Source organism: Maridesulfovibrio frigidus DSM 17176 (genome assembly GCF_000711735.1).
Classification (GTDB): domain Bacteria; phylum Desulfobacterota; class Desulfovibrionia; order Desulfovibrionales; family Desulfovibrionaceae; genus Maridesulfovibrio; species Maridesulfovibrio frigidus.
On record NZ_JONL01000002.1, the window covers coordinates 85202 to 103347 of the forward strand.

Here is an 18146-nt window from a genome sequence, read left to right on the forward strand (position 1 = left end):
TCTGTGAAAATTTAAAAAGGGGACCCGTAAGTCCCCCTTCATTACAAAATCAAGAATACTTACTTCTTTTTCTTAGGGTGACAATCGCCACACTTAGTAGGTCCAGTCTTAGCTTTAGCTTTCTTCATAGACTTATGACAGCCTACACAGCTATTGTCAGCTTTAGCATGGAAAGCAGAGTAGAAAGACTCAGGCTTTTTCTTGCCTTTTTTACTTGTGTCAACGTGACAGCCTTCAGAAGAACATTTCTTTACAGCAGCTTTGCCGTCCCAAGTGTGGTGACACTTAGCACAGTCAACAGCAACATGTCCTTTGTGAGAAAAATCAACAGGCGCTTTAGTCATCTTAGCACCAGCTGGTGCTTTCAGAACCATATCACCAGGAGCATCTACAGCGTACAAAGTAGGGAGTGCGAATGCACATACTAATGCAGCTGTAACCATACAAATCAATAAGGTCTTTTTCATCCTAAGTTTCCTCCATTAAAATAACGTTAACCTAATTACAGTCTCCTAGAGGATTTAATTTAGAAAAAAAACCATGTCAAGCACACTCAGCAAAAACAATCTATTAAGATCAACTAAATCAATCGCTTTTACGACTCATTAAATATCATATTTTCTTGCATATCCACGAGGAGTAAGCATCTTATCCCCAACTGCTCTACTTGAAGAATTACCAATAATTAATACAGTTTGCATATCTACATCTTCTTCATTCACAGAACCTAAAGTCACGACCTGAACTCGCTGACCTTCCCGATATGCTTTATTCACAATCCCGACAGGAGTTGTCTCGTCACGAAATTCTTTTATTATTTTAATAGCATCTTTCAAATGTCCGGCTCTTTTTTTAGAACGCGGATTGTAAATTGCTATAACAAAATCCCCATCAGCAGCACATTTTAACCGTTTTTCTATCTTTTCCCACGGAGTGAGCAAATCACTTAAGCTGACGGACGCAAAATCGTGCATAAGCGGAGCACCAAGAAGGGCCGCAGCCGCAGTAAAAGCTGGAATCCCAGGAACGACTTCAAAACATATATCCCTAAACAGATCACGCGCTTCAAGAAGCTCCATAATGAGCCCTGCCATGGCATAAATCCCGGGATCACCACTGCAAACCATCACCACGTCTTTGCCGGCCAACGCTTCATCAATAGCTTTTCGGCAACGCTCTACTTCCGCCATCATGCCAGTAGATAAAACATCTTTGCCCTCAAGCAAATCTGCCGGAACCAGCTTCACATAGCCCGTATAACCTACCACACAATCAGCTTGTTTAATAGCGTCTCGAGCTTGAGGAGCCATTAGACACTCATCGCCCGGCCCGAGTCCTACGACTCTAAGACACCCTTTATTATGAGATCCTTTGCTACAGCCATTGTTACTCGCGCACTTTTGTTCTTCGGTATTATCAGATCCATTGTTCCGGCCTGTTTCATCGCTGCCGCTTCGCATACGCTGCCAACTCCCATATGTTTCATCACCATTCCCGAGGGATTGGTTCCTTTAATTTTGTCTAATTCATCTGCACTGAAAAATTTTATTTCGAGCCCCATGCGCTCGGCAAATTCAAGCATCCCAACTTCATCACTTTTAGCATCAATGCTGGACATAGAGCCAATTGACTGGCCCGCAACGCCATGATCAGCCAAAACGGCCACAATCAACGCGTATATTTCTTCAGCCGGAACACCTCTTCGACATCCCACACCAAGCCGCAGACATTGAGGGTAAAGCTTGAGCACACTTTCCGGCAAAACGTGAACACGCCAATCAATGCAAACGCCGCATCGTAAGTCCGCAAGTTCGCGGACATTCTCAACTCTATAAAAATAAGCACTAAGTCCATCCAAGTCCATATCCCCTTCAGGATCGTAAACTCCGACCATTTCGCCATCGAGCAAAGCACTGTTCACAGTCTTTATCCTGTCTATCTCACCAATAACCAGCCCATTTTTCTGAGCAAGCATGTCTATAGAAGGAACTCCGGCACAGTCTGTAGCGGTAGTAACCACAGCAGTCGCCCCGATTTTACCGGCTATCATGTAAGCAAGTTCATTGGCCCCGCCCAAGTGGCCCGAAAGAAGTGAAATGACAAACTGCCCTTCCTGATCAAGCACCACCACAGCGGGATCTTTATCCTTTGATTCCAAATGCGGCGCAATAGCGCGAACCACAATGCCCGAGGCGGCAATAAAAATATGGGAATCGTAAAGAGAAAAAGTTTCCGCAATAAGCGGCAGGAATTGCGTGTAAGAAATATCGCTATCATCAGCGTAGCGTTCAAGTACATAGCAAACTGCGTCTGCTTCTGGTGCAATGGAGCGCGCAAGTTCCGCGCCTTTGGCAGTTAGGGCGTATATGGCTGTTTTGGTGTTCATAATACTTCTCTAATTAAAGTAGATACCGGAAGAAAGCAAAAGTTCGGGAAGAGTTAACCTCTCCCCGAACTTTACGTGGAATATTTTACAAGAAACTAGTTACTAGCCTTTAAAGCTTTTAACAGCTTCCAAAGTAGCTTCGTAATCTGCTTCGCTGTGAGCGAAGGAAGTGAAAGTACATTCAAAACCGGAAGGCGCGAGGTTGACCCCATTTGCGCGCATGTGGCGGTAGAATGCGGAATAAACATCAGCATCACCAGTTTTTGCGGACTCAAAATCAGTTACCGGCTTGTCTGTGAAGAACATGGTAAAGATTGACGCAATGTGGTTCATGGTGATTTTGAAACCGTTTGCTTCGAGAGCGGCTTTGCAATCCTGTGCCAGCTTTAGTGTACGAGCTTCGAGAGCGTCGTAATCCTGCTGCTGTAATGCACGAAGGGTTGCGATTCCTGCGGCCATAGCAACCGGGTTACCGGAAAGCGTTCCAGCCTGATATACATCTCCGCAAGGAGAAATACGGCTCATATATTTACGCTTACCTCCGTATGCTCCTACAGGGAAACCGCCGCCGATGATCTTACCGAGTGTGGTTAGATCAGCTTCAACGCCGAAACGTTTCTGAACACCGCCGGAAGCGACTCTGAATCCGGTGATAACTTCGTCGAAAATAAGGAGAGCTCCATATTCGTCACAGAGATCGCGTAGTCCCTGAAGGAATCCTTCAGCGGGAAGAACGAGACCCATGTTACCTGCTACAGGCTCAACGATGATAGCCGCGATATTTTTGCCTTCTTTTTCGAAGACAGCTTTAACTGCTGCGAGATCATTATATGGAGCAAGCAGAGTATCTTTAACTGTGCCTTCAGGAACACCGGGGGTTCCGGGAATGCAGAAAGTTGCGAGACCTGATCCTGCGCTAGCAAGGAAACAATCGCTGTGTCCGTGGTAACAACCTTCGAACTTGAGAACTTTATCTCTGCCAGTCACACCGCGTGCGAGGCGGAGCGCACTCATTGTTGCTTCCGTACCGGAATTAACCATACGAACCATATCTATAGAAGGGATCATCTTAATGATTTCTTCTGCGAGTGTAATTTCATCAGGACAAGGAGCACCGAAACTTGCGCCCATATCAACAGCTTTATGAGCCGCGTCTTTGATTGCCTGATAACCGTGACCGAGCATCATTGGGCCCCAGCTCATTACGTAATCAATGAGTTCCTGACCGTCGACAGACCACATACGGCTGCCATCAGCTTTTTCAATAAAAAGAGGTTCACAGCCAACGCTTTTGCAAGCTCTTACAGGGCTGTTAACACCGCCGGGAAGAACTTCCTGCGCATGCTTAAATAGTTCAGAAGATGAAGCCATTAGAGGCACTCCTTATCTATACGGTTAAGTGATAATTTATAATAATATTAACAACTTTTGAGAGTGCAGAATAATTGTTCTCTAACAATTATGCCGTGCTCTCATTTAAATTCGAAATATTTCATTGAGGTCTTTTTGAGTTCTTTAAGACTTCTCAAGATACAATTGTCAGTGATACCTGTTTCAGACTCCAGCTCTTTGACCACATTTTTGCAGTCATCAGGCCCTTTGCCGTGAATCATAGTATATAGATTGTATTTCCATTCAGGATACGTGGTGCGCAAATAGCAGTGGCTGATTTCCGGTCTTTTAGCCATGTATTCGCCAATTTTCATTGGGTCCTGCTCATCCTTAACGCACCATGCAACCATCGCATTTGCACCATATCCGGCTTTCTGATGCCTGAGAGTGGCACCAAAGCGACGAATAATCTTTTCATCTTTAAGACGAGTGAGCAGCTCGATTACTGTTCCTTCATCAGTTCCAGCTTTCTCAGCTATATCTGCATAAGGGGTTAAACTCTCTGAAAGAGTTCCACCTGCAAGCGCCAAAATATTCTCTTCAAGCTCAGTAAATTTAATAGCCATGTATCCATCCTTGACTGCGACCGTTAATTAATTTCAGGCCGAATTCGTTTTTATAAAAATGGTGATACCTGCATATCGCCTCATCCTCAAGGGCTGAAACACAAATAATTACCCTCAGCCGTTTGTATAGGCAGTAAACATTGTTACCTGTTAAATATATTATCGACACAAGCCCTCTTTTATGACTTAAGTCATAGACTTAAAATCACAATAATGAGATATTCAATGCATTAATAATTTTTTATAGGAGGTAGCTTAGAATTTGATGCTAAGGAATGAGGTTTAAGAGAGATAACTCCTAACAGCATGGAGGTGACTGAAAAATGCCAGACAACCCTAAACCAAAAGGGAGTGGCGGTTTCAGTCGAAAATGGCGTTGGGGAGTTGCAACGGGACTTTTGGTAGCAGTTGTTACGGTGCTTGCATCCGGGTTTATGATAGACACGACAAATACAGATGTATTTTGTCAAACGTGTCATGAAATGAAACCGTTCAGGGCTTCATGGCAAAAATCAGTACATGGCGGACAAAATCCGCAGGGCTTTGCGGCTCAGTGTGTTGATTGCCATCTGCCACACGGAAATTTTCTGGAATATCTTACAACCAAGGCAATTACTGGAACGAGTGACGTAATCCATCATATCACGTTCAACCCTTCAGAGTTCGACTGGGCCGAAAATGCCGAGAAGAACAGGTTGAAGTTCACCTACGACAGTGCCTGTAGGCATTGCCATGTGAAGCTGGAACCAGTTGGTGTTAAACCTGGGGCTCTTCTCGCCCACCGGGCTTATCTCTACGGTCAGACTGATAAGAAGTGTGCAAGTTGTCACCCGCATGTCGGTCACAAAGACATGATTGAAATGGCCAACGAGTTCTTCAAGAAGGACTTATGATTTTAATTGGGGGTAATCATGTTGAAGCAGATGATTAAATTAGTGATAGTTGCTACGCTTATAGCACTATCCACCGCAGTGGCTTTCGCTGCTGCCGAGGCTCCTTTTCCTAACCTAGCTCCAAAAGAGCTGGTTGTTAAAAGGGGATTTTCTGAAGACGCTAGTAAATGTATTGAATGTCATGCAAAGAAAACACCCGGGATTGTGGAAGATTGGAAAACGGGCAAAATGGCCCATGCCACAGTATCCTGTTATGACTGTCACGTTGTTGAAAAAGCATCACCGATGGCTAGTCAGTGTGAAGGACTGAAAGGAACTAATACTTTCATTTCTCCAATGGTGTCTTCCAAAACATGTTCACGCTGTCACCCGCAAGAAGTTGATCAGTTCCTGAAAAGTGGACATGCTAAACTTGCCGGTGCTCCAGTCATCGAAAACAAAAAATTCCTCAAACTTATGTACTACTACGAAGGTGCAGAGTTTATTGGAGTGAAATCAGGCTCACCTGAAAGCATGGCATCCCGTGCCTCTGGCTGTCAGATGTGTCACGGAACTCAGGTCGAACTTGGACCTGACAACAAGCCTATCAACAACACATGGCCTGGCGGCGTGGGAACACGCTACCCTGATGGCTCAATCGGAACATGTACTGTTTGTCATACCAGACATAAGTTCTCCATTGAAGAAGCACGCAAGCCTGAAGCTTGTGCTAGCTGTCATTTAGGACCAGACCATCCGGATATCGAAATTTATCTGGAAAGCAAGCACGGCCAGCGCTACCTCACCCATGGTGAAGAGTGGAGATGGGACAGTGCACCTGATGCATGGCAGCCGGGCGATTACGATGCTCCAACCTGTGCAGTCTGTCACATGAGCGGAATTGGCGAACTCAGCACTACTCATAACGTCAATGAACGCCTCAAGTGGGACCTCATGCATAAGAAGAGCGTTATCCGCAGCGGCGAACGCGGTGACGGTGAGAAGGGCGACAAGCTCATGCGTAAAGTATGTGCTAACTGTCACGGTATCACTCACACCAACGTTCAGCGCGACACCCTTGATGCTTCTGTAGCTCTCTACAACAAGTACTGGGAAGGCGCGACTGTGATGCAGAAGGAACTTGCTGAAAAGGGACTTCTCCTCACTGATGATCCTTGGAATGATGGATTCCAGGAGCTGATGTACTACCTCTGGCATCACTGTGGTAGACGTGCCCGTCAGGGTTCAGCTATGAATGGACCTGACTATGCACATTGGCATGGTTTCTTCCAGGTATTCCAGGTTTACAAGGATATGCAGAAGATTCATGATTCCCGTATCAAGAACGGTAAGATTGAAGAACTGTCTCACGTAATGAGCACCGGACCTCTCTAGGCCAAGCGCATACGTAATTGATTGAAAGAGAAGGGGCCGCACATTGTGCGGCCCCTTTTTTACATTATGAGTATTCTGCACTTACCTGAGTGGCGCCGGACCGTTTAAATAGTATTCCTGAACCTTTTGAATCCAGAAGTAATCTTCACTTGGCGGACTGCCAACTCCATCGGTGCTCTGCCCGACTCCAGCTCCGAAGAGAACCGCGGTTACTCCGGCTCTGGCTGTTTCTTCCATATGACTGCCCCAAGTTATAGAATCAGAACTTGCGCTGAACTTCGAGTCATTTACCTTATTACCAAGGAAATGAGCCATCCTGTTCTGATTGCCCGGCTTGAAAGTGTCACCAAGGAACCATGTGGTTGCACTGTCCTCATAATTCCTATGAGTATTCGTCAGTTCAGGATACTTTTCTCCAGTATAAGCACTTATCGCGGTAGACTGATTAATGTGTCCAACCGGAATCTGCCAAAGTATAACTGGCAAACCTGATTCACTACTAATCTCCTCAGCAACCAAGAGATAGCTATTCCAATGATCGGAATTCCAGAACCACGGTGAATTAAATGGATCATCGGGATTCTTAACTCCTGCATCAAGGCCGTACTTGTCGATACTTAGGAAGTCTGCACCATGTGATAGAACTCCCGCCTCTACAGCATAAGCGGCGATATCCCGCGCTGTTTGAGCTATATAGTTACGACCAGCATCCCAGCCCATCTGAGCCCAGTCATCAAAATCAGTACGTCTTATCAAGCCCCTTCCACCATTGCTGCCAGCCTTTGCCCAAAGGTTTAGCTGCCAACCGAAGTGAACATTATCACCCTTTTCAGAGATGGTCTCATTAATGCGCTTTACAGTGTCGACAACAGTGCCGTCAGCAGTGCTTATTTCATGTGCCCTCTTGCCCGAATTCTGTTGCATGTACCCTAAGAAATCAGGCTCGAGGATCACGCCGTATAGTTCGCCCTTCATTATAGTTGTTACTTCGGAAAGGAAGAATTCAAGATTACTATGGTACGCAGCCATGTAGTTTGCATCCTGTACATTCTTCAAATCATCAACATAAGACTCCACAGTGTCAGGAATGTTGTAAAAGACAAAGAAAGGAATCATGCCGAACTTGAGACTTTCGCGAGCAAACAATCTTGCTCTAACGTTACCCCAAGTGGTCCAGCCGTTAATTGGTCCGCCGTTAATATAAATGTAACGGATATCCATTCTACGCCCCTTCCTTTCTTCGCCCATGTCCTTCCAGAACATAAGATCTTCCGGTGTGTCTTCAGAACCTGAACCTACTGCCAAATACTCTGGCATACCGGGAAGTTCACCTGAACTTGAATCAACACGCAAACCAGTGAAGTAGGTCTTCCCGTCTGCGGTATCAATCCGAAGTCCTGTTCGCCCTGTTTCCTTACCGCTTATTTCTATAGATGAGCCGGATACATCAATATCGGCGACATCAGGATTGCGGGAAAGAACACGGGTTATCTGCTTGTCAAAGTTAAAGGTTGTAGTCTGGAACTCATTTACATGAATCTGGAATGCAAGGTTTTCATCCAAGATGAAAGTCGTTTCATCACGATCGTCGTCATACCTTGAGCCATCACCAGCATCCACAACCGGAGTTTCAGTTGCGGTACCACCAGAGCTACTGCTGCCCGTGCTACCAGATCCAACGTTAATAGTTACAGAGCCACTTTCTGAATAAGCTCCATTTGTTCCATATAGTCTGACAGTATAAGCATACTGGCCGGAATCGCGGCCGGTAAGGGCTGCCATCCCTGTTTGAGCCTGCGGAGAATTCGGTGTCAGATCTTCAGAATGCACCTGAATACCATTTTCAAACAGTCCCCATCTTATCGCGTTATCGCCCCACCACATGTTCCATGCTACGGAGTAGTCGCCGTAACTTTGAACTGGGCTGACCCATGCCATTACAGGCTTGGCAGGTGCGCCAACAGCCGCTTCACCAGAATCAACTTCACCGCTGGTTCCAGAGTCACCAGTACTACCTGAACCGCTATCAACAACACTGGAATCATCCACTGAATCCCCACCCGAACCGACACCATTCTCATCACCGATTGAACCGGATTCGAGGAGGTTGTTTGCAAGAGCACCAAGAAGAGACTTTTCATTATCAACATCACGAATATCGCCTGAAAGCTCCCATAGTAATGCTCCGCCAAGCTTCTGCGCCTTAATATAATCAGTCTTGTTCTTGATAGATCTGACATCATCAAATGTGATGAACATACCGCCAGTCTTGCCGCCGGAGATATTTGCTCCATATGCATAAGAACACTTCGACTCACTGTCCCAGAACAAGGTAGTTCTGCCATCATCAATCATCTGACTGATTAACCAGTAATCAAAAGCACCTGCTTCCCAATGACCGGGACCAGAAGGAGCAGGAATACCTGTTGCCGGCTGGAAGACTCCATTTTCAGTGCTCTGCACGCCTTCCCAAGCCCTGCCATAAAAAGGCACGCCCAGGACAAGCTTTTCCGAAGGAACGCCCATTGAGAGATATGTCTGAACAGCACTCTCAATGCTTACGTCGCCATTATCGCTCGGATGAGCCTTCATTGCGGCATGATGTCCTGTCACATTCTCCCACCCGCCGTGAAAGTCGTAAGCCATCAGATTAATGAAATCCAAATAAGGCATCATTCCTCTAAGATCATAGTTCGCAATCTTATCTGAACCGGCAGGTCCGGCAATAGTCAGCTCATACTTGTCACCTGTTTCAGCTTCCTTTTCATCAAGCTGTCTTCTAATTTCACGTAACAAATGCACATAATTATCACGGTCAACCGGACGATATCTCTGGTATTGCTTTTCCAGTTCGATAGACATCTGAGCATTGGTTAAACCATCAGGAGGCTGAGGCAATCCGCCCGAAACAGGATACTCCCAATCAAGATCAATCCCGTCAAAACCCTGATGAATCATCATATCTACAGCAGAAGCCGCAAACCTCTCGCGAGTCTCTTCAGTCAATGCAACATCGGAGAAGAAAGTTGAGAGAGTCCATCCGCCCACAGAAAGCATCAGCTTGATGTGAGGATACTTCTGCTTAAGCTGCCTGAGTCTACCGAAGTTTCCGGCACGACTGAGACTTGCGTCCGCCCAACTCTGAGCAGGCAAACCATTTTCAGCAGGGAAGACCTTCTCAAAATCTGCATATTCGTCCACAGACTTAACCTTCAAAGTAGTTCCATCGATACCTACAAAGGCATAGTTGATATGAGTCAACTTATGAGCAGGAATGTCAGCAACCTGATAATCTCTGCCGTAAATTCCCCACTGAGCAAAATTGGCTATAACCTTTCTACCAGTGTACTCAATAGGATCACCTTCGCCAGTAGTACCACTCTCTGTTCCTGAATCTGTGCCGGAACCAGTATCTGCCCCTGTCCCCGCACCGGAGTCAGTTCCAGATCCAGAATCTGTGCCGCCACTTCCAGTATCATCACCACTTCCGGTATCACTACCGATTCCGGTATCACCACCGGTTCCAGTGCCGGAATCACTTCCACCAGTTGTACCGGAGCCACCGACAGTTGAAACAGCTACTCCATTCAATGAAACATTGGTAAATGCTGACGGGTCAACATTACCGGGCTGTCCGTTGAAACCGAATGAGATAGCACCGCCAGACGCTACATTACCATTCCAATCAAGCGGTCCGACCTTATAGTGATCCCCATTGTGCTGAAGAATCTTAGCGTTCCAAATGGAAGTGATATTTCCACTGTAATCGAACTCAAGAGCCCATCCATTCACAGCTGAACTAACCGTTACGTCTGCCTTGCCGCCAAAACCAGCACCCCAATCTGAGGTAATAGTAAATGTGGACTGCGCGGAAACGGAACCGCTGCCACTTGAACTTCCGCCAGTGCTTCCGCTGGAATCTCCACTGGAACTGCCACTATCGGATGGAGGCGAGCTGTCACCGGATGACAAGACAAAATTCTTCACCATATCGGAGGAAAGAGCGCCTTGTGTCTTTCCATTAAATCCGAATTCCAGAACAGCTCCAGCCGCCAAATTATTATTCCAATCCGGGCCTGAAACAGCATATGTGTGAGAACCGTCACTCTCTTCCACATCACCATCAATGCTGGCACTCCAGATCGAAGTTATTTCAAAAGGCACATTAAAAGTGGCCTTCCATTGTTCTAACTTGTTACCGCTGTCATTTTCGAACGATATCTTGCCGTCAAATCCTCCGCCCCACCACGTGGAACCATAAGAGAACTTTGCTGCAGCCGAAGCATCAGCACTGGCAAAACCGACTAGGCAAAAAATTGCCAACATGACACATAAAACTCTACGCATTAAAAACCCCTTGTATTAAAAGGTTAAAAGCTGTTTATGAAAAGATTCATTAAACTTGCTTCTAATCCGCATAACCTGCTCCAGTTTGCAGCCGGAACATCAGTTAAACTTAATAAATACAAAGCACCATGCATGCCACAGAGTTAACATACTTAAATACTTCACTTTAGACACAAAACGACCATTTAATGACTACTGATATTTCGTAAACATGGTTGATTTACATTCTACATTCCGATATTTCCTTAAAAACAGATATCCTCTTTACTCTAAAAACAGGACACCAGAATGCCCTACGTAAGCTTCCTGAAAGAACTTGTCGGTGAACTTTCCATCAGCGAATTACAGAAACGCTTTCTGCAGTTGATACTCAACTTACAGAATGTTGAACGGGGATCGATCTGGATAAAGAAAGAAGACAAAATTCAATGCATAGAAGCCGAAGGTAAAGAGAGCGATAAAATACTGCACACAATACTTAGCACGAAGAGCAAAAGTATTGTCGGCTGGGTTCTTGAGAACGAAGAGATGACCATTGCTGAGGGCGGGGTGGACAAGAGGCATTACAAGGATATCGAAGAAGAGCTGCACAAGAAAAGCCGCCTTATATTATGTTTTCCTTTGTTTCTTACCAGTGGAGAAATATACGGAGCCGTACAGGTTATCGACACCAGCGCGGGAGGTAAAAAACTTAACCTGAAACCTGAATACCTCAAAATTTTGCAAGATATGGTGGACATAGGTTCCATTGCCCTCTCCAATGCCCTGATCAGACAAAAAAGAATCGCGCAGGTAAAAGCTCTCCACGACACCATTGATTCAATGTATTCTGGAAGGTTTCTGCTTGGCGTAAGTCAGGCTTTCAGCAAAGTAATGACCCAGCTCGCAAGCTACGCCGTAACGGATTACCCCATCCTTATTTATGGGGAATCAGGAACGGGAAAAGAGCTTATCGCTAGAGAAATTCATAGACGAAGTCATCGTAAAGACATGCCTATGTTCATCCAGAATTGCAGCGCAATTCCCGGTCCGCTTCTGGAATCAGAACTTTTCGGATATGTAAAAGGAGCTTTCACAGGAGCATTCGAAAATAAAATCGGGCTATTTGAGGCTTCCAGCGGAGGAACAGTGTTCCTAGATGAGCTGGGTGAAATGGAATACGCTCTTCAGGCAAAATTATTGAGGGTCATCGAAGAAAACGAAGTAAAGCCTCTCGGCTCCAACCAGTCCCGTAAAATTAATATGAGGATCATATCCGCAACTAACAAGGACCTTGATCAGGCACTTAACGACGGAACTTTTCGGCAGGATCTGTTTTACAGGCTGAATGTACTGCCACTCTTTTTGCCCCCACTTCGGGAAAGACGGGAAGACATTCCGTTTCTCGTCGAACATTTCATTAATAGAGAAGCCCGTTTCATGAATTGTCCTCGAAAAAAGCTAACCGCGGACTCCATAAAACAACTTAAGGAGTACCGCTGGCCCGGTAATATCCGAGAACTTGAGAACTTCATCCGCCAGTTGATGGTGCTCTGCCATGAAGAAATTGTAACACCTGCGGATCTCCCTTCATATATCAGCGGAGATCAGTGCGGAACCGAGACTCATTTCACGCACTGCTCAGACACCTTTACGCCTTTTACAAGCGAGGAAGGCCCCAGCCCGACCCTGAACATGGAAGGGCTTACATGGAGCGAAGTGGAAGAATCTTACGCAAAATTTGTCCTCGAGAGCAGCGACGGAAATATTTCCCGTGCATCAAAAATTGCCAACGTAAATCGATCAACCTTCGATTCGCGGCTAGCAAAATTAGGCATAAAGAAATAATTGCCATGAGACATACTTATCAACCTACATGGTCATGCAGGTTGCCATAATCACTTAGTATGAGTACCTTGCCCAAAGTAAGTTAATATCAATATATATCCGTACAGAAAGGGTGTAAGCCAATTCAACGGAATTTCTAATAAGTTTGGTGAAGGAGTAGATATGAAAATCGCTGTTATCGGTGCGGGAGCATGGGGAACAACCCTCGCTAACACGCTTGCCAAAAAAGATCTGAACGTCAATCTCTGGGTCAGAGAACAGGAACTTGTTGACGAAATTACTAAAACCGGGCGCAATACGGTCTTTCTGCCGGACTTTGACCTTTCTAAGAATTTAATATGTGACAGCGACCCAGCAAAAGTGATGGAAGGCGCTGACTACTTTATCCTTGTAGTTCCGAGTCAATTCATACGCTCAGCTCTGGCAGACTTAAAGCACCTATTCCCACAAAACCCAGCTATCATCTGTGCGAGTAAAGGAATCGAGCTAAACACCGGTGCACCTATGTCTCAGGTTGTATTTGAAGCGCTTGAAGGACTTAACCCAAGATACGCACATATTTCAGGTCCCACTTTCGCTTATGAGCTTAGCGCAGAAATGCCTACATCAGTTGCTCTCGGGTGTGAAGACGAAGAGCTTGGCAAGGAAATTCAGGCTATTTTCGCAAGCAAATATTTAAGAGTCTACACCAACCCGGATTACCGAGGCGTTGAAATCGGCGGAGCTATTAAAAACATTATGGCAATCGCAGCCGGCATAGCTGACGGACTTAAGTTCGGACACAATGCAAGGGCTGCCCTCATAACCCGCGGAATAGCCGAAATGAGCAGACTCGGAACAGCCATGGGAGCAAATCCCGCGACCTTCATGGGACTTTCAGGCATGGGAGATCTTGTCCTCACCTGCACTGGCGACCTATCCCGAAACAGGCAGGTTGGCTTGAAACTAGGACAAGGACTGAAACTATCTGAAATTCTAAAAATGAGAATGGTAGCCGAGGGAGTCAAGACAACCGAATCAGTTCATGCGCTTGCTCAAAAACTGGGTGTGGAAATGCCCATCACAGAGCAAGTTTATAAAATTTTATATGAAGATAAAAACCCCGCAGAAGCCGTTCGCGATCTGATGGGACGCGACCTCAAACCTGAATAACAAATATTAAGGGGATTACTATGAAAAGACTTTTACTCATTGGAGCGACACTACTAGTTCTAGGCGGTTGCTCTTCGTGGCATAATTCAAACATTGTCGATCCAGCAGATAGGAATAAGGTCCTTGCCAGAGATAAAGCAAACTGTGAAAAGCAAGCGGCGCAGAGAGTTCCAATCGGGGCAGAAGAAAGTGGAGAGAGAAACGAGCCTACTACATATTCTGCTCTATTTTCAGAAAATTACTCACAGGTAAGCACTTACGACAAATGCATGAAGGCTCGCGGCTGGTACAAGAAATAATCAAGCTTAGTTATCAATAGAATTAGAATAAAAGAAAGCCCCTGATGGAATCTCCGTCAGGGGCTTTTTATATTATGCTTCGGCTCGTTTGGCCCGATACTTTTCAATCTGAGTTATGGCTCGCCCAGTTAAGGCTCCAAATTCAGGCTTTGTAACCTGATCGTCAGCCTTAACCTTTTCACCTTTATGATGAAGCCCCTTTGTTATCAATGAGGAGAAAAGAATTACTGGAAGCCGAGCAAGAACAGCATCTTCCTTAATATTGCGGGTAAATGTGTATCCATCCATTTGTGGCATTTCAATATCTGAAACAATCACATCTAGTTTATCCACTATAGATGAACCTTCATCTTCTGCTTTTTTCTGCATGGCTTTCAATCCTTCCCATGCCTCAAGTCCATTTGTAAAAAGATGAACGTCAAAATTAGCCGCCAAGAAATTTTTATTAAGCAAAGCCCGGACAGATGCGGAATCATCCACAATTAAGGCCGACCACCTTTCAGGAGCAGAAACAGCACCTTCCTGATTTTCAATCATAGTAGGGTCAAGTTCTGCAAGGATACTCTCGAGATCAATCATCAAAACAAAACGATTGTTAAGTTCAATTGTCCCTGTAATACAATTTGAATCCAAATCAGCTATATATTTGCTCGGTGTTTTTAAATCAGCCCAACCGATTCTATGAATCTGAGTTACTCCGGTAACAAGAAATCCAGTAACAACGCCATTAATCTCCGTAACAACTATTAATTGAAATTCTGAATCTTTTCTTTCTATTTCAAGCCATACAGATAGATCAATAATGGGCAGAATCATATCCCGAAGCGACATTGTGCCTAAATAGCTAGGATGAGGAGCTCCCTCAGCAGCTTCCAATCCCGCCGGGGCTTCAACAACCTCAAGAACCTTGGCGACGTTTACCCCGAAATAATCCCTTGATTCATTTCCACCGTTTTTCTCATCAATATAAAACTCAATTATTTCGAACTCATTAGTTCCGGTATCCAATAATATCTCATTACCGCTCATATACCCCCCGACTCCACTTCTATATTATGAATTTACCATTCAGATCTATTCTTGACTTCTTTACGCGGTTAATATTTTATGAATATATTTACACTTTTTTGTTTAAAAATGCACTCACAATTAAATTCAATTACTCAAATTTTATTAAAGCAATCTGTTTGCTCCATCAAGTATAATGATATATAAATCAAATTACTCATAAATTTCACAATTAGACAAGGATACTCATGATTACCAAGCGCTCACTCACCAAACTGGTTGCAATACTTTTCGTACTATTAATAGCGGGTTGCTCCAGCCACGATGTAAAGCCTGCAGTACCTATAACCGTCTTTAACCCAAGTTCAGGCACTTTTAATGCTCGCATCGTTCTTTTCCAATTAAACGGAGCAGGACGTGTTCAAAATCTTGAATCCGGAATTGTCCCAATTGCGCAGCAAGCTATCACGACGCTTGAAGGGATCGGCTACCATTACACACCTGATGGACCTGTAAATTATTTGATTGAAGCCAGGATCGGAAGCCTCTCACCTAAATTGGTTGCTCAGGGAGCCTCTGAACGGGTCGGTTTCGGAGTGGGAAGTTACGGCGGCCTTTCTTACTTCCAAAAGTATCCGGTCCTAGTAACTCAGTGGACACCAGAAATGCAGAGAATAAAAAGTGGCCCGGATGCCTGCTTTATCACTATGCAAATACTCATAAAAGAACTTAAAGATCAGCGCGAAGAAGTTGTTTACTACGGCACACCAACTCCTATTGAAGTTCCTTACAAGCTCGGTTGCCCTTTTTCAGAGTGTGGTCAGGGAGTAAGTCGGGCCTTGTCAAACTACTTACTGAAAACATTCACTCCAGCTGTCAGATAGTAAATATACATACTTGCCAGAACTTAAACAGAAACATAGAATGCGCATCCTAATGACTTAGACTCCCCTTACACCAAGGGGTCCCTTATAATTCGTGCAAGAACTGGAAGGTTTGAGTGGAAATTAATCGCCCTTGGCTCGATCATTATGATGCAGAAGTTCCAAAGAAAATTGAATTTAACTACTGCCCACTATTTGACTATCTAGACAGAACAGCTGAAAAATGGCCTAAACGCAAGGCAATTGAATTTCAGAACTGGTCTATTACATACGAAAAGTTGAAGCACGCTTCCGAGATAATGGCGGCAAACCTTCGCAAAAATGGTTTAGAAACTGGAGACAGGGTCGCAATAATGCTTCCCAACACTCCCCAGATGATCATTACTTATTGGGCTGTGTTAAAAGCCGGGGGCGTGGTGACCATGACCAACCCCCTTTATATGGAAACCGAGTTGGTCCATCAGCTCACGGATTCTGCAGCAAAACTGGTTATAACCTTGGACATGCTCTGGCCAAAGTTAGAAAAGCTGCGCGAAAAACTACCTGCCCGGAAGTATTTCGTTACGACAATATCAGACGCGCTTAAATTTCCGCTCAAACAGTTATACAAAATTAAGAACCTGAGAGATAAAAGTACGCCTAAAGTACCGTACAACGGATCTTCCATCATTAAGTGGAAAACCCTCCTCGAGGGGAAAGATACGTACACGGCATCGAACATACACCCTACCGAAGATACGGCTCTTCTCCAATATACTGGAGGAACAACGGGTCTTTCAAAAGGGTGTAGCATCACTCATGCAAATTTAGGTGCCAACATTCAGCAGTTCCATGCAATGCTGTATTCTCTCGGACGGGACCGCGAAGTGGTCCTTGGAATTTTACCGTACTTTCATATCTACGGCCTTACCGTTTGCCTGAATTATCCGACCTCACTAGGTGCAACGATGATTCCTTTCCCGCGCTACGTACCGCTGGATGTGCTTAAGGCCATGCACAAGCTTAAGCCCACCCTTTTCCCCGGAGCACCAGCTTTATACATCTCTTTGCTCCAACAAAAAGAACTTTCACAATTTGATATTGCATCGATCAAATATTGCCTATCAGGATCATCCCCAATGCCCGTCGAGGCTATTCAGCAATTCAACTCCGTGTTCGGGTCAACTATAGTGGAAGGATTCGGACTGACCGAGGCATCCCCTGTAACACACTTGAACCCATTGGACGGCAAAAAAAAAGCTGGATCGATAGGGGTTCCTGTTCCGGGAACTGATGCCGCAATAGTTGACATGGAAGTGGGTAGCATACCCATGCCTGTTGGAAAGATGGGAGAACTCATCATCCGCGGACCACAGGTTATGAAAGGGTATTACAACAAACCCGATGAAACTGCCGGAGCACTTCGAAACGGCTGGCTCTACACGGGTGACATCGCATACATGGATGAGGACGGTTACTTTTTTATTGTTGACCGTAAAAAGGACATGATCATTTCCAGCGGTTACAATATTTATCCACGCGAGATCGATGAAGTTTTATTTGAGCACCCAAAAATTCAAGAAGCTGTAACAGTCGGCCTGCCCCACAAAACACGCGGGGAAATAATCAAAGTATACGTCGTCCTAAAAGAAGGGCAATCTCTTGATCGCACAGAAATCATAACCTACTGCCGCGAAAAATTGGCTGCATTCAAAGTTCCAAGGCAAGTCGAATTTCGCAAAGAACTTCCAAAAACTATGGTAGGCAAGGTACTCAGACGTGCTTTGCGCGAAGAAGAAGCAAGAAAAAACAGCTAGTTTCTCTTTGGATAAATTGAACTTACGTAAGGTTCATCTGAATAAAACACACAGATCAACTTTGAATCTTAAATGTTTATTCGGGTGGGCCTTTTTTTAGTGAGTTTTATCCGAAACAAACGGCAGCAAGTATGCTTTTATTTGACAAATGATAGCCTCGCGTCCATGCTACTTACATAAAACGAGATAATATATTATGCCTAATTTGACACAATTGATAGC

Annotated in this window: 14 protein-coding genes; 7 read left to right on the forward strand and 7 right to left on the reverse strand. The window is 44.9% G+C overall.

Annotated features, from left to right (window positions below; all coding sequences use genetic code 11):
- Nucleotides 1–59 precede the first annotated feature (59 nt).
- From BR06_RS0104700 to ahbB, 5 genes are all read right to left on the reverse strand, one after another.
- On the reverse strand, nucleotides 60–467 hold the full coding sequence (locus tag BR06_RS0104700; protein WP_031480636.1) for a cytochrome c3 family protein: 408 nt from the start codon (nucleotides 465–467) through the stop codon (nucleotides 60–62).
- Between the two features lie 138 nt (nucleotides 468–605).
- A complete protein-coding gene (cobJ, locus tag BR06_RS0104705) occupies nucleotides 606–1310 on the reverse strand; it encodes a precorrin-3B C(17)-methyltransferase (protein ID WP_051676927.1) in 705 nt (234 codons plus the stop codon).
- Between the two features lie 26 nt (nucleotides 1311–1336).
- Nucleotides 1337–2386, reverse strand: a complete 1050-nt coding sequence (locus tag BR06_RS0104710; protein ID WP_034602860.1) for a cobalt-precorrin 5A hydrolase — start codon at nucleotides 2384–2386, stop codon at nucleotides 1337–1339.
- 102 nt (nucleotides 2387–2488) lie between these two features.
- Nucleotides 2489–3757 carry a glutamate-1-semialdehyde 2,1-aminomutase gene (gene hemL, locus BR06_RS0104715; RefSeq protein ID WP_031480642.1) on the reverse strand — a complete coding sequence of 423 codons (1269 nt, stop codon included), beginning with the start codon at nucleotides 3755–3757 and terminating at the stop codon, nucleotides 2489–2491.
- Between the two features lie 101 nt (nucleotides 3758–3858).
- Nucleotides 3859–4344, reverse strand: coding sequence for a siroheme decarboxylase subunit beta (gene ahbB / locus BR06_RS0104720; protein WP_031480644.1), 486 nt, complete (start codon nucleotides 4342–4344; stop codon nucleotides 3859–3861).
- Between the two features lie 323 nt (nucleotides 4345–4667).
- Here ahbB and BR06_RS0104725 point away from each other — a divergent pair, with 323 nt between their 5' ends.
- Together BR06_RS0104725 and BR06_RS0104730 are read left to right on the forward strand one after the other, a co-directional pair.
- Entirely contained in the window at nucleotides 4668–5237 is a 570-nt protein-coding gene (locus BR06_RS0104725; RefSeq protein ID WP_031480646.1) for a cytochrome c3 family protein, read from the forward strand.
- Nucleotides 5238–5255: 18 nt separating this feature from the next.
- Nucleotides 5256–6611 (forward strand): multiheme c-type cytochrome, encoded by a 1356-nt coding sequence (locus BR06_RS0104730; protein ID WP_034602861.1) that lies wholly within the window; start codon nucleotides 5256–5258, stop codon nucleotides 6609–6611.
- An 81-nt stretch (nucleotides 6612–6692) separates the two neighbouring features.
- On the opposite strand, the gene BR06_RS19620 is transcribed toward BR06_RS0104730, so the two are convergent.
- Nucleotides 6693–10958: a glycosyl hydrolase family 18 protein gene (locus BR06_RS19620; protein ID WP_051676928.1), complete on the reverse strand. Its 4266-nt coding sequence runs from the start codon at nucleotides 10956–10958 to the stop codon at nucleotides 6693–6695.
- Nucleotides 10959–11246: 288 nt separating this feature from the next.
- Between BR06_RS19620 and BR06_RS0104740 the strand changes: the two genes are divergently transcribed.
- The 3 genes from BR06_RS0104740 to BR06_RS0104750 all read left to right on the forward strand — a co-directional run bounded on the left by BR06_RS0104740 (nucleotide 11247) and on the right by BR06_RS0104750 (nucleotide 14236).
- The gene (locus tag BR06_RS0104740; RefSeq protein ID WP_031480652.1) at nucleotides 11247–12785 is read left to right on the forward strand and encodes a sigma-54-dependent Fis family transcriptional regulator; all 1539 of its coding nucleotides are present in this window, start codon (nucleotides 11247–11249) and stop codon (nucleotides 12783–12785) included.
- A gap of 162 nt (nucleotides 12786–12947) precedes the next feature.
- The gene (locus tag BR06_RS0104745; RefSeq protein ID WP_031480654.1) at nucleotides 12948–13937 is read left to right on the forward strand and encodes an NAD(P)H-dependent glycerol-3-phosphate dehydrogenase; all 990 of its coding nucleotides are present in this window, start codon (nucleotides 12948–12950) and stop codon (nucleotides 13935–13937) included.
- 20 nt (nucleotides 13938–13957) lie between these two features.
- Entirely contained in the window at nucleotides 13958–14236 is a 279-nt protein-coding gene (locus tag BR06_RS0104750; protein WP_031480656.1) for a hypothetical protein, read from the forward strand.
- Nucleotides 14237–14308: 72 nt separating this feature from the next.
- Here the strand turns inward: BR06_RS0104750 and BR06_RS0104755 are convergent, their stop codons facing one another.
- The gene (locus BR06_RS0104755) at nucleotides 14309–15265 is read right to left on the reverse strand and encodes a chemotaxis protein (RefSeq protein ID WP_031480658.1); all 957 of its coding nucleotides are present in this window, start codon (nucleotides 15263–15265) and stop codon (nucleotides 14309–14311) included.
- A gap of 227 nt (nucleotides 15266–15492) precedes the next feature.
- Here BR06_RS0104755 and BR06_RS0104760 point away from each other — a divergent pair, with 227 nt between their 5' ends.
- Nucleotides 15493–16128 carry a hypothetical protein gene (locus BR06_RS0104760; RefSeq protein ID WP_031480660.1) on the forward strand — a complete coding sequence of 212 codons (636 nt, stop codon included), beginning with the start codon at nucleotides 15493–15495 and terminating at the stop codon, nucleotides 16126–16128.
- Between the two features lie 116 nt (nucleotides 16129–16244).
- Complete coding sequence (locus BR06_RS0104765) at nucleotides 16245–17924, forward strand: long-chain-fatty-acid--CoA ligase (RefSeq protein WP_031480661.1); 1680 nt, start codon at nucleotides 16245–16247, stop codon at nucleotides 17922–17924.
- Nucleotides 17925–18146 lie beyond the last annotated feature (222 nt).